The following is a 12,449-nucleotide window of genomic DNA, read 5'->3' as shown; positions in this document are numbered from 1 at the left end:
TAAAAAATTAATTTTCCTGAAATTTCTTTATTTCTTCATCCCGGCCAAAGACCAGAAATCCTTGATATTGTCCGTTATCCCAGGCCGCAATCTGTTTGCCAAATTTTTTCTTCATCGCAACCAGATTCACCAGATAGCCTCTGCTCCGCCAAAGATCGCCGGCACCAATGACATCCACCATGTTGCTGGTTTGGGGGTCGTAGAACAGAATCACTGCCGGATCAATCTGCCGGGCATCTTGCTGTTCTTCCATGAGAATGGTAATAATCCGTTCGAAGCCAATCGAAAAACCAACCGCCGGCACCGAAACCTTATTGTACTTCCCGATCATGTTGTCGTAACGGCCGCCGCCGGCAATGGAATAACCATAGGGGCCATAACTGACTTCAAAGATCAAGCCGGTGTAATAACCCATCCCCCGGATTAGCGAAAAATCAAAAACGACTTCGAATTGTTCTTTAGCCAGGGTTTTGACGGTGTTGATCACCTCGGTCAATTCTGAAATCGACGTGTTATCTTCCACCCACTCTGCTAAATTATCCAGATTGATGCCAGTAACACAGGCCATTAGCTTGTCCACTTTTTCCTGCTGATGTCCCTTTTCCAGTAATTCGCCGGTTACCCCAGCGACTCCGATTTTATCCATTTTATCGAGAGCAATACAGACTGTTCCGACCTGATCCGCCGCAAACCCAGCTTTTATAATGACTTCACTTAAGAGCTGGCGATGATTCACTTTTATCGTGAACCCGATAAATCCCATCGCCAACAGCGCTTTAGCGGTAGTATCCATCAGCTCAATCTCAGCCGAAACGGTGGGATCTCCGATAATATCGATATCACATTGTTTAAAGGCCCGGAATCGTCCTTTCTGGGGCCGTTCCGCCCGAAAGACGTTACCAATCTGTATCGCCTTAAACGGGGTTTCCAGCACTTCCTGATTATTTGAATAAAAACGGCTTAGCGGTAAGGTCAGATCGAAGCGCAAACCCATATCGCAAAGATCCGACACCTTGGCATCCTGATTTAAGCTAAGCTTTTCACCACGCTTCAAAATGGTAAAAAGCATTTTTAAATTCTCGCCCCCGTCACTACCCAACAGTAATTCCAGATTTTCCATTACTGGGGTTTCAATCCGACTGAACCCATGAGAACGGTAGACTGCCAATATCTGTTGTTCCAACCGATCCCGAATTTTCATTTCCTCGGGTAAAATATCCCGGGTACCTCTAACAGGTTTTGAACTGATCATCTGGTCACCTTCTATACTAGATTAATTTGTTTGAATGCTTTTTTGCCCTTTTTCAGAACAATTTTTCCGTCTTTGAAATCTGCCGCAGTTACCAGCAGTTTAAAATCGGTTACTTTTTCGCCGTTCAGCAGAACACCGCCCTGTCCGATCAAGCGTCGTCCTTCACTGCGGGTGGGAATCAGTTTGGCCACTTCCAATAAAGCCAAAATGTCCATTCCTTCGGCCAGTTCTGTTTTTGTCAAATCAACGCTGGGTATCTCAGCATCCCCCTGATCTCCGGCAAAAAGCTTGCGGGCAGCATTTTGGGCTTCCTGGGCGGCTTCCGTGCCGTGAATAATCTCGGTGACAGTAAATGCCAGGATTTCCTTGGCCTGGTTAATTTCAGAGTCTTTGAGAGCCCCCAGGCGACGCACCTCGTCCATCGGAATAAAGGTCAGCAGGGACAGACATTTTTCCACATCAGCATCCGCAATGTTTCGCCAATATTGGTAAAATTCATAGGGCGATGTTTTGTCCGGATCCAGCCATAAAGCGCCTTTAGCCGTTTTCCCCATTTTGATCCCTTCACTGGTGGTCAGCAGCGAGAAGGTCATGCCGAAGACCTGCTCGGCATCTTTACGCCGAACCAGTTCAACGCCGGCAATGATGTTGGACCACTGATCATTTCCGCCAAATTGCATCTTGCAGCGTTGTTCTTTATGCAGCACATAAAAATCATAAGCCTGAAGCAACATATAATTAAACTCCAGAAAGGTCAGCCCTTTTTCCAACCGCGATTTATAGCAATCCGCCGCCAGCATCCGATTGACGGAAAAATGCGCTCCGATTTCCCGCAAAAAATCAATGTAATTCAGCGGCAACAGCCACTGGGCATTGTTGAGCATCACAGCCTTGTCATCTTCAAAGGTCAGAAATTTTTCAAAGACCTTTTTAAATTTTTCGCCATTTTCCGCAATACGTTCCGGTGTCATCACCTGTCGCATATCCGATCGGCCGGATGGATCGCCAATCATCGTGGTTCCGCCTCCGATCAACGCAATGGGACGATGTCCATGCCGTTGCATGTGAGCCATAACCATGATCTGAATGAAATGACCAATATGAAGGCTGTCTGCCGTTGGATCAAAACCGATATAGAAAGAAACGGATTCTTCCGCCAGTAATTTTTTAATCTCATCCTCGTGGGTACATTGTTCAATAAACCCCCGCTCCTGCAATACGTCAAATACACTTTCCATTAATCTATGTCCTTTCCTTGTTCAAAGGGGTTTTCCCCCTGCAATTATGCTAATTTTTCTGTTTCTAATTATTCCAGTGGGTTCTCAAGCAATTCTTTTTTTCGTTCCCAACGTGTGAGCGCTTCTTCAAAAAAGACCTTAATCACGGCAAACATCGGAATCGCCGCAAACATCCCCAAAACGCCAAAGAGACTGCCGCCGACAATAACCGAGAACAACACCCAGAAGGGATTGAGTTCGACAATTTTGCCTAAGACATTGGGCGCTAGAACATTGCCGTCAAACTGCTGCACCACCAAAATCCATATTCCGACCCAAAGCGCCTTGACCGGTTCATCAATTAAAGTAATAATGACGGCTGGGACAGCTCCGATAATCGGGCCAAAATAGGGAATCACATTAGTAATGGCCACAATCACCCCAAATAAGGGGGCATATTCCACGCCAATCACCAGCAGTCCCAGATAAAACAGAAATCCAATCAGCATCGACGTTAATATTTTCCCAGTAAAATACTTGTAAAAAATTTCATCAATGGTCAGAATTGCCCAATGGGATCCGTTGTACAAAGTCTTATTCAACACTGCTTTGGCAAACCGATCAACCTGATCGCTGATTTTTTCTTTATCCAACATCAAATAGAGTCCGACAAAAAAGACGATAAAAAAACTGATGACGAAGCCAATAGTCCCTTTTAAAAAGACAAAGGCAAAATTCCCGATGTTTTTTATGGAATCCGGATTTGCCCCAAAATATGATGTGATCTGATTGAGTACATCCATTGCCGTCATATTTTGCAGACTATCAATGGCTACTTTCAGTTCGGTTAAAATATCCTTAGCAGCTCCACCTTTGGCCAGACTTTCGCCCAGATAATTATCAATGATCGTTAAATATTGGGGGGTCTGGGCAATCAGGCCAGTAAGACTTTCAATGACTGACGGAATGGTGGCGTAAAAAAACAAAACAATTAAAATAATCGTGATCACATAAACAATCAGGATTGAAATCAGACGAACCGTCCGCCCCTGGTTCTGACTTTTGGGAATCGTCTTGAACACAAACTTTTCAATGCCCCGCATTGGTTTGAATAGTAAGTAAGCCAGCACCACTCCCACCAGAATAGGCATCAGCACTTTTAAAGTGCCGGTAATTACGCCGCCGATGGTGGCGGTAACCACCCCAAAGTTATCTAATAATTTGTATATCAAAAGCAGGATGAGGGCGCCAACTAAAAAGTAGCTGTATTTTTTAACAAGTTCCATATCAATCTTAACTTTCACATGCTCCTCCGGTACAGTTTTTAACTCGAATTATATCTTAACATTTAACTTGAAAAATTTAAAGCAGTTTCAAATAGATTCTTAAATTATGATTAAACAAAAATAAAACCGCTATGAAATAAAGTTTTCCTTGTATTTTAGAGAAAGTTATCATAATATTTTTATAGCTAATTATTTGTTTAGGAGAAACCATGATCTATATCGCAATAATCCTTTTTGCTATTTTTCTTGACCAGTATTCTAAATACCTGGTCATTGCACATATAAAACCAATTGATTCACTACCAGTGATCCCTGGCGTTTTTCATTTAACCTATGTCGAAAACACCGGTGCGGCATTTAGTCTGTTTACCAATATGCAGATATTCCTGATTATTTTGACTCTGGTTTTTATTGGGGTACTGATTTACTTTTTAATTAAAATACCTAATATCAAAGAAAATCGCGTCATCAACGTCGCCCTGTCCTTTATTATCGGCGGCGCTGCGGGAAATCTATTGGATCGCCTGCGCCTTGATTTTGTAGTGGATTTTCTTGATTTTCGGATGATTAAATTTGCAATTTTTAATTTTGCCGATGTCTTTGTGGTGTGCGGCAGTATTATTCTTGTCATTGCTTTGTTTAACAATAAGAACTTTTTGGAAAACAATGATTTCGGCACCCTAGAATAAGCTATTAAATGAAGTAGCCAAATAAAACGCTGCCACGGAATAAAACAAAGGTTGTTTTATTCCGTGGCAGCGTTTTTTATGATCAAACTCACTCTGCTTTTTCCAGCAAACTGAGCATACTGTCGCCAGTAGTGTAAATATGGTCGCAGGCGGCCAGATTGGCTTTTCGGCACTCACCCTTTTCAATTTGTCTGATTATTTCCATATGCTGATTCACCAGCGGGTTTTTATCTTCAATGCGATGGACATATTCGGCCCGAAACCGCTGCATCTGTTCCCGTAGACTATTGATCATCGACTGCAGTTTGACATTTTTTGATGCTGTATAAATCGTCTCATGAATATGCATATCATGTTTGATGATGCCCTCTTCATCATTATGCAGGGCTGACTCCCCAAATCGCTCGTTGGCTTCATAAAGTCTGCCGATTTCGTCTTTCGTGGCATTCATGGCCGCCAACTCCGCTGCCAGACCTTCCAGTGCCCGCCTTATTTCCATCATTTCTTTGAGGTCATTAACCGACATCGGCGTCACATAAACGCCCTTTCTCGGCACCATTTTTACCAGGCCTTCCAGTTCAAGCTTTCTGATGGATTCTCTGACCGGTGTTCTGCTGACCCCCATTTGTTCTGCCAGCTGAACCTCCATTAAACGTTGTCCCGGCTGAAGTTCCCCGGTAATAATGGCACAGCGAATGGTTTCAAAAACAATTTCCCGCAATGGCTTGCAGGAACTTATATCAAGGCTTAAGCCTTTTTTATCATCCCACATCGTTTTCTCCTTCACTTTCTGCTATTTTACTTAAAAAACACATCGGATACTTTTCTTTAAATTGTTGCCAGGACTTTTCTGCCAACTGCTGATCCCGATAATAACCAATGACCGTGGATCCGCTGCCGGTCATGATGGCGGCCAGGGCTCCCTGCTCCAACATTTCTTTTTTTATCGCTTCTATTTCAGGATAATCTGCAAAAGCAATGGCTTCAAAAACATTTCCCAGGTTCGCTTTCAATCCATCGTAATCATCATCTTCCAGCAACGTAATAATCGCTGCAATATCAGGATGTTTGGCAATGGTTGAGCCATCCAGTTTTTTGAAGGCCCAGGGGGTGGCGATGTCAATGTCCGGTTTCACCACCAGAACTGCCATTTTTCGCAGATTTTTTAGGGGTGTTATTTTTTCCCCGATTCCTTCCACCAGAGCCGTGCCACCAACCAGACAATAGGGTACATCCGCCCCAATGGCAACGCCAATTGCCAGCAGCTCCGATTGCGAGAGCCCCAGTTGCCAAAGGGTATTCAGGCCCCTTAAGGTTGCCGCAGCATCGCTGCTGCCTCCGGCCAGACCGGCCTGAGCCGGAATCCTCTTTTCCAGATGAATCTTAACCCCCTGTTTGACATCGAACTGACTTTGCAGTTTACACGCCGCCTTAATCACCAGATTACGCTCGTCCAAGGGGATGGTATTTTCATTGGACGTCAGGATAATCCCCTCATCACAGGCTTCAAAGGTCAGCACATCATCCAGTTCGATGGAATGATTAATCATTTTCATTTCATGATAGCCATCTTCCCGAATGCCAGTGACATCCAAAGATAGATTTACTTTTGCTTTGGCTTTTAGCATAACCCTGTTCATGTTCCCTCGCATTGCACTCATAATATTGTATACTTTATCCATTATATCATAATCCCTCCTTTATTGGAATAAAAAATCATGGTTAAAACCTGGCTTTATAGTGTATAATCAAAGCATTATTTTCGTGAGGATTCACCTCATAACCAATTTATAGGAGCTTAAAATATGCCGATTCATTTTGAAAACGATTGGGAACAACCCATTCAACAGGAATTAAAAACAGAATATTATCTGAACCTTCGACACTTTCTGATTAACGAATATCAGAGCCGGGTGGTTTATCCGCCCATGCATGATATTTTCAACGCCTTTCACTTGACGTCATTATCGCAGACAAAGGTTTGTATTATCGGCCAGGACCCCTATCATGGACCAGGCCAGGCTCATGGCCTGGCTTTTTCTGTCAAACCCGGGATCGCAATTCCCCCTTCGCTGCTTAATATCTACAAAGAACTGGAAGCCGATTTGGGCTGCCCGATTCCCAGCCATGGCTGTTTAACCACCTGGGCTGAGCAAGGGGTACTACTGCTCAATGCTGTTCTAACCGTCCGGGGCGGTGAAGCCGGTTCCCATCGAAATTCGGGTTGGGAGATTTTTACCAGCCGGATCATTGAACGATTAAACACCCGAGCCGAACCGGTTATTTTTATTCTCTGGGGTCGCGATGCTCAAAACAAAAAAGCCCTGATTACCAACCCCCGTCATCCCATCATCGAATCCCCCCATCCCAGTCCATTATCAGCTCATCGGGGATTTTTCGGTAGTCGGCCTTTTTCCACCGCAAACGACCTGCTGAAGGCTCAGGGGACTCTCCCCATTGACTGGTGCATTAAGGATTTTAATGCGTCCAACGGAGCCGATTAATGGATCTCGATATCTTAGTGTGGATCCATCAGCATCTTGTCGTTGAACAACTTAACGGTTTTTTTATTTTCGTCACCAATTTATGGGGTGATGGCCTTTTAGCTGTTCTGCTTTCCCTGATCCTGATTATAAAAAAAGAAACCCGTTTAACAGGTCTCATCATTGCGGTTTCGCTCATATTGAATGTTTTGGTGGTTAATCTCACCCTAAAGCCACTGGTGGCGAGGGTCCGGCCTTACACCCTCTACGAGATTGAAATGCTGTTACCAGTTCAGAAAGATTTTTCATTTCCATCCGGTCACAGTGCTTCGGTTTTTGCCTTTGTCTGGGCCTATTTCATCACCCGGAAAGACTGGCTGCGCTGGTTACTGTTGGGTTTTGCCCTGCTCGTTTGTTTTTCCCGGCTTTACCTTTTTGTTCATTACCCCACCGACGTTCTGGCTGGGATCACGATCGGGATCCTCTGCGCTATTTCGTCCAAGTCGCTGATTTCCAAATTTACAAACAAGCCCTGGTTGATCAAAATTCTGGAATGATTGATGGCTCTGATAATTATATCAGAGCCATTCTTTTTCGCAAGTCGATTATTTCTTCCAGACTGAGCTGACCAGGCGCTGTTTTCCCGGCTCCCGCCGCAAAGGTCAGGGAACCGCCACACAGATCAGGTGCTATTCGAGTTATTGATCCCAATGATCCCATCGCAATGGCAATCATCGGTTTCCGGGATTTTTCGTTGTAAGTGAGGGTGGCCTGGATTAAATGGCGCACGTCATCCATTGACTGCGGCATCACCGCCAATTTAAGGACATCGCCGCCGGCTGCTTCCATGGCTCTGAAAACAGTGTTTATTTCCTCTGTAGTCGGGGTTTTCTCAAAGTTATGATGGGAAACCAGCCATTGGCTTTCACTCGCTTTTAAAGCCCCTGTAATCCGCTCTAGAAAAGCCGGTTCACTACTCAGTTCCACGTCCACATAGTCGACCCGGTTACTTTTTATCGCCGCAATCATTGCGGCTGCCCGGATTTCATCTGCGGTTTCACAAACGCCGCCCTCCAGATGACTGCGATAAGTATAAATAAGTCCCTGATCGGGCATTCTTGTTTTTATTTCAACTAACAAATCCTGTTCTTCTTCAGCCGTGAGCAGTTCCCCCGCCATGAAATGATCGCGGCGCCACTCCAAAAAATCACAGCCATTTGCCACTCCCACTTCAACATCAGATATTAATTCATCGCGATTGGCGCTGATCAATGGAATACACGAGATAAAGGTGTTTTTTCTGATTAATTTAAATACTTTTTTCGTCTTCATAAAATTCTTCCTTCCACATCTATGATTCATCATTGCAAAAGTGCCCTCCGGTTAACGAAGCGGCTATTTATTTCTGGTTTAGCAGTCCAATATTCTTGATTTCCACGGAGATGGTACCATCCGGATTATTTTTAAACTCAATAATATCATTTCGCTTCAGCTGATCCATCGGAATACTGATTTCAATACCCGTATCGGTAATAAACTTTTGTTTTCCAAAGATCTTCTTTTCAATATTCGGGGTGACCGGGATCTTCTTTTCATAGAGCCCTTTTTCTTCCAAAGACGACCTGAAGCGATCCTGAATGGTTGAATCCCCGTCAAAAACCGTTTTAGCCAGATTGTCCACATCGATTTCGCTTTCGGTTTCATAATCATCAGCCAGCACCGTTTTAGCAGCATTCAACTTTTCATAATCACCGCCATATTCTCTGACAATCACTTCTTTGACGGTTTTATCGATAATGTCAAAGGCCTCTTTTTCCGACATCGCCGGCTCACAGAAAATTAATTGATTGGAAATATAATAATCCTTCTCATTATTGATTGGATATTTCTTTTCCTTGATCAGAACCTCATCACTGGCCAGATTAATGAGAATAAATTCATCCAGTTTCTGACTTTCCGTTGGCAGTACACAGGGCTGAACCAGAATGTCATTGGTCAGACCGTTATCGGTATTCACATAGTGGATATAGCCTTGCTTATAGTTAAACTTGAAAATGCCCAGATAGGTTTCGTGTTCCACATTAAAGTCCACAAAAACCAGATCAGCAGATGGTATTTCAATGTTTTCTTGCATAAAATCGAAAAACAGCTGGGATATTTCTGAACTGACCCGAATCAGCTCATGGGGATTATTTTTATAGTCAATGATCCGTTCCTTAAAAGGACTGCCCGAACGAAAGACCGTCCGTTTGATCTCCGGATCTTTCATCGATCTTTCCACATGTTTTTCCACATATTCTTTAACCAATACGGTCATGTTCAGGAGCATATCCGATAATACCGGGATATTTGCGTTAGTATCCAATACATGTAAGATCGCCTTGTTAATACTCATTTCTAACTTCATTTTATTTTCCTATTCTGATTCTGATTGTGTTTTATCTTATCATAACTTATCAACTACTTTTGCGCAAATAAAAAACAGCCACGAATGACTGTTTAAGCACGTTTATGGTACGCCCAGAGGGGCTCGAACCCCCAACCTACTGGTTCGAAGCCAGGCACTCTATCCAATTGAGCTATGGGCGCACATAAGTAGATTAAAAAAGAATGACCAGAGTAATACTCAAGCCATTTCAAATTTATTAAATTTTGGAGCGGAAGACGAGATTTGAACTCGCGACCCTCGCCTTGGCAAGGCGATGCTCTACCACTGAGCCACTTCCGCTTATTTTGTGGTGCGGATGAAGGGACTTGAACCCATACATCAATTGATACTAGATCCTAAGTCTAGCGCGTCTGCCAATTCCGCCACATCCGCTAAGGCAATTGTTTTATCTGTAACGTGCCTGATTATAATAACAAAACACATGGGTTTTGTCAACCCGTTTTGAGACTTTTTTTCGACTTTTTTTACTTTTTTTTATTTATTCGATACTATCTTTAAAAAGTTCCATAATATTGCTCTTGGATCCGTAAATCAAAACCCGGTCTCCCTGTTTAATCTCGTCAGATGCAATGACATGATCCATAATCGTATTACCCCGTTTAATTAATAAAATATTTAATTTGTAGGTATGACGAAAATTCATTTCCAGCAAGGTTCTGTCAGTAATTTCCGGGGGAAGACAGGTAACAAAAACCTCGGCAATGAGCTTGTCATGAAACATTTCTAAAACACGGACATTGTTACAAAAGGTACCCTTCTTTTTATTCTTGGCCAGCCGCTCCACTAGTTCATCGAATTTTCTGACAATCCATTTGGATCGGGTTATTACCAGAATCACTACCAAAAAAATAAGCGAATAAAGAATCGTCATCCAATTGATCTGGTCGCCGGAAGAACGAAAAAACAAGTTGACTAACAGCGAAACCCCGGATACCGCAAAAAGATAACCAAACAGCATCATCACTCGCGCCAGGTTGCGCCGCGCCGCCGAATTAAGAATCAGTTCGCTTTCTCTGGTAGTGAAGCCGCTGTTAGTCATACAGGAGACCGCCTGGAAACGCGCCTTATCCTCCCTTAAACCGGTGAGACGGAAAAGTACGGTAAATATCTCCACCACAATGAAATAAGCGATTATCAGGACAAAAAAACTAACAAGCGATAAATTAAAACTCATATTGCTCCTTTTCACAAGGCCATCTAGCTGAACCATTTCCCGGTTTGATCTTTTGACTTATATTATTCAAGATATTACATCTGTACCCTTTTCTAAATATGCTAATAACAAAAAAGTGTAAAATCGCTGTTTGCAACTTTACACAAATGGTTTCGATGGCTCTATTATTTAATATGGAGCGGAAGACGAGATTCGAACTCGCGACCCCCGGCTTGGGAAGCCAGTGCTCTACCACTGAGCCACTTCCGCAACGGTATTATTATAACAATTAATTCAACACTCTGCAAGCATTTTAGTTCTCACAATGCAATTTTTATTATGGTTCCATGTCAATAATCATTGTATTTATGGATAAATCTCCAGAATAACGGATATTGCTGATGTTGTCATATTGTTAGTCAAAAACAAGCACAAAAAACCGCATAATCTGCGGTTAAATTTAGAAATTGGTGACCCATGGGCGACTTGAACGCCCGACACCCTGATTAAAAGTCAGATGCTCTACCAACTGAGCTAATGGGTCATATAAATTAATTAAGTTGTATTGTCTTCAAACGATTGTATAATACTCAAGTTTGCCTAACTAAGCGATTCACACCAAATCAAAGATTTGGTTCTCTGCTTTGCAACTGAGCTAATGGGTCATGATAAATAGTGGTGGGAGAAGATGGTTTCGAACCATCGTAGACGTCGTCAACGGATTTACAGTCCGCCCCCTTTAGCCACTCGGGCATTCTCCCACTTGATTTTTGACAAAAAAATGGAGCTGATGAACGGACTCGAACCGTTAACCTGCTGATTACAAATCAGCTGCTCTGCCAATTGAGCCACATCAGCTTAAAAATAAAGTACTTGATACATTGAATTAGTTACTCCTGATCCACTACACATAACTAAGTGATTCGCACCAAAATATTGACTCGTTATACTCGTCTATTTTGGGCTCTCTACTTATGCCAATTGAGCCACATCAGCCTAATAAAAAGTGTTGACATATTTGTTTTTTTGGCGACCTGGAAGAGACTCGAACTCTCGACCTCCAGCGTGACAGGCTGGCATTCTAACCAACTGAACTACCAGGCCGCATAGATATTAAATTGGTGACCCCTAGGAGACTCGAACTCCTGTTACCGCCGTGAAAGGGCGGTGTCTTAACCGCTTGACCAAGGGGCCGTAATAAATGCGGATATGAATCATTATGTTTCACACCCGCCTGATGTCTTAATGGCTCCCCAGGCTGGATTTGAACCAGCAACCTATCGGTTAACAGCCGAGTGCTCCACCATTGAGCTACCTTGGAATGTTCACCTGTTTACGACAAGAAACATCATACAACAAATCGCGCTGCGTTGTCAACACAAATCTTCCCGATTTCGTGCAAGTATTTCGGTTTTGCGGCTATACTTTTCCGCTTTTTCGCTGTCATTTTACTGGTCGTAGAGCTCGGCCAGCTGACGGGTGCTGTCGATGTGGGAGGGAGACAGCTCCAGCACTTTCAGGAAGCCTTCGATGGCTTCATCTGTGTACGACAACGTCTGATAAGCCGACGCCAGATAATAGTGCAGGGGCCACCAATTGCGGTAGTCGGTGTCCACATAGGCTTCCAGGATCGCAAGACCTTCCCGGAGCTTTCCGCCCAGCAGCAGGTTGATCCCTTCTTCGATCCGGACCGGATCCTTCAGCTGCGCCAGCCGTTCTCCGATTTCCTGCTTCTCCTCTTCGTCCTCTGCCAGCGCCATAAAGCGGTCCCAGGTGAGCATCGCCTTGGTGTAGAGGCCAAGGTTCAGATAGGCATAGCCCAGGAAGTAATAAGCTGCGCCGAAGTCCGGATACAGGGTCTGACACCACTCGAAGAACTCCATGGATTCGTCTTTCAAGGCCTGCATCTGCACAGCTTGG

The 12,449-nt window shown here is 43.7% G+C and carries 12 protein-coding genes and 10 tRNA genes; 3 read left to right on the top strand and 19 right to left on the bottom strand.

Annotated features, from left to right (window positions below):
- Positions 1 to 7: 7 nt before the first annotated feature.
- The 3 genes from hisS to Q7J41_RS06620 all read right to left on the bottom strand — a co-directional run bounded on the left by hisS (position 8) and on the right by Q7J41_RS06620 (position 3,773).
- Positions 8 to 1,252 carry a histidine--tRNA ligase gene (hisS, locus tag Q7J41_RS06630; protein WP_304886410.1) on the bottom strand — a complete coding sequence of 415 codons (1,245 nt, stop codon included), beginning with the start codon at positions 1,250 to 1,252 and terminating at the stop codon, positions 8 to 10.
- An 11-nt stretch (positions 1,253 to 1,263) separates the two neighbouring features.
- The gene (gene tyrS, locus Q7J41_RS06625; RefSeq protein ID WP_304886408.1) at positions 1,264 to 2,490 is read right to left on the bottom strand and encodes a tyrosine--tRNA ligase; all 1,227 of its coding nucleotides are present in this window, start codon (positions 2,488 to 2,490) and stop codon (positions 1,264 to 1,266) included.
- 68 nt (positions 2,491 to 2,558) lie between these two features.
- Positions 2,559 to 3,773 (bottom strand): AI-2E family transporter, encoded by a 1,215-nt coding sequence (locus tag Q7J41_RS06620; protein WP_304886406.1) that lies wholly within the window; start codon positions 3,771 to 3,773, stop codon positions 2,559 to 2,561.
- Positions 3,774 to 3,964: 191 nt separating this feature from the next.
- On the opposite strand from Q7J41_RS06620, the gene lspA reads away from it, so the two are divergent.
- The gene (gene lspA / locus Q7J41_RS06615; RefSeq protein WP_304886404.1) at positions 3,965 to 4,444 is read left to right on the top strand and encodes a signal peptidase II; all 480 of its coding nucleotides are present in this window, start codon (positions 3,965 to 3,967) and stop codon (positions 4,442 to 4,444) included.
- A gap of 88 nt (positions 4,445 to 4,532) precedes the next feature.
- Here lspA and Q7J41_RS06610 read toward each other — a convergent pair whose 3' ends face one another.
- Complete coding sequence (locus Q7J41_RS06610; RefSeq protein ID WP_304886402.1) at positions 4,533 to 5,216, bottom strand: GntR family transcriptional regulator; 684 nt, start codon at positions 5,214 to 5,216, stop codon at positions 4,533 to 4,535.
- The gene (ispE, locus tag Q7J41_RS06605; protein WP_304886400.1) at positions 5,206 to 6,126 is read right to left on the bottom strand and encodes a 4-(cytidine 5'-diphospho)-2-C-methyl-D-erythritol kinase; all 921 of its coding nucleotides are present in this window, start codon (positions 6,124 to 6,126) and stop codon (positions 5,206 to 5,208) included. The genes Q7J41_RS06610 and ispE overlap by 11 nt, the downstream gene beginning before the upstream one ends.
- A gap of 123 nt (positions 6,127 to 6,249) precedes the next feature.
- Here ispE and Q7J41_RS06600 point away from each other — a divergent pair, with 123 nt between their 5' ends.
- On the top strand, positions 6,250 to 6,948 hold the full coding sequence (locus Q7J41_RS06600; RefSeq protein WP_304886398.1) for a uracil-DNA glycosylase: 699 nt from the start codon (positions 6,250 to 6,252) through the stop codon (positions 6,946 to 6,948).
- Positions 6,948 to 7,484, top strand: a complete 537-nt coding sequence (locus Q7J41_RS06595) for a phosphatase PAP2 family protein (protein ID WP_304886396.1) — start codon at positions 6,948 to 6,950, stop codon at positions 7,482 to 7,484. The genes Q7J41_RS06600 and Q7J41_RS06595 overlap by 1 nt, the downstream gene beginning before the upstream one ends.
- Before the next feature lie 16 nt (positions 7,485 to 7,500).
- Here the strand turns inward: Q7J41_RS06595 and aroD are convergent, their stop codons facing one another.
- The 14 genes from aroD to Q7J41_RS06525 form a co-directional block, all read right to left on the bottom strand.
- On the bottom strand, positions 7,501 to 8,259 hold the full coding sequence (aroD, locus tag Q7J41_RS06590) for a type I 3-dehydroquinate dehydratase (RefSeq protein ID WP_304886394.1): 759 nt from the start codon (positions 8,257 to 8,259) through the stop codon (positions 7,501 to 7,503).
- A 67-nt stretch (positions 8,260 to 8,326) separates the two neighbouring features.
- Positions 8,327 to 9,334 (bottom strand): nucleoid-associated protein, encoded by a 1,008-nt coding sequence (locus Q7J41_RS06585; protein ID WP_304886391.1) that lies wholly within the window; start codon positions 9,332 to 9,334, stop codon positions 8,327 to 8,329.
- A gap of 105 nt (positions 9,335 to 9,439) precedes the next feature.
- A tRNA-Arg gene (locus tag Q7J41_RS06580) sits at positions 9,440 to 9,516 on the bottom strand.
- A gap of 64 nt (positions 9,517 to 9,580) precedes the next feature.
- Positions 9,581 to 9,655: transfer RNA gene (locus Q7J41_RS06575), tRNA-Gly, on the bottom strand.
- An 8-nt stretch (positions 9,656 to 9,663) separates the two neighbouring features.
- Positions 9,664 to 9,748: transfer RNA gene (locus tag Q7J41_RS06570), tRNA-Leu, on the bottom strand.
- 106 nt (positions 9,749 to 9,854) lie between these two features.
- Positions 9,855 to 10,550 carry a TrkA C-terminal domain-containing protein gene (locus tag Q7J41_RS06565; RefSeq protein ID WP_304886388.1) on the bottom strand — a complete coding sequence of 232 codons (696 nt, stop codon included), beginning with the start codon at positions 10,548 to 10,550 and terminating at the stop codon, positions 9,855 to 9,857.
- Between the two features lie 174 nt (positions 10,551 to 10,724).
- Positions 10,725 to 10,799, bottom strand: a tRNA-Gly gene (locus Q7J41_RS06560).
- 198 nt (positions 10,800 to 10,997) lie between these two features.
- A tRNA-Lys gene (locus tag Q7J41_RS06555) sits at positions 10,998 to 11,073 on the bottom strand.
- A 132-nt stretch (positions 11,074 to 11,205) separates the two neighbouring features.
- Positions 11,206 to 11,290: transfer RNA gene (locus tag Q7J41_RS06550), tRNA-Tyr, on the bottom strand.
- Positions 11,291 to 11,311: 21 nt separating this feature from the next.
- Positions 11,312 to 11,387 (bottom strand) — tRNA-Thr (locus Q7J41_RS06545).
- 169 nt (positions 11,388 to 11,556) lie between these two features.
- Positions 11,557 to 11,633 (bottom strand) — tRNA-Asp (locus Q7J41_RS06540).
- A gap of 15 nt (positions 11,634 to 11,648) precedes the next feature.
- Positions 11,649 to 11,723 (bottom strand) — tRNA-Glu (locus Q7J41_RS06535).
- 52 nt (positions 11,724 to 11,775) lie between these two features.
- Positions 11,776 to 11,850: transfer RNA gene (locus Q7J41_RS06530), tRNA-Asn, on the bottom strand.
- A 127-nt stretch (positions 11,851 to 11,977) separates the two neighbouring features.
- On the bottom strand, positions 11,978 to 12,449 hold a 472-nt coding region (locus tag Q7J41_RS06525; RefSeq protein WP_370650992.1), incomplete at its 5' end, for a hypothetical protein.

This window comes from Acetobacterium sp. (genome assembly GCF_030652775.1).
Classification (GTDB): domain Bacteria; phylum Bacillota; class Clostridia; order Eubacteriales; family Eubacteriaceae; genus Acetobacterium.
The sequence above is the reverse complement of the archived record's forward strand: the minus strand, read 5'-3'. Positions and strand labels throughout refer to the sequence as shown.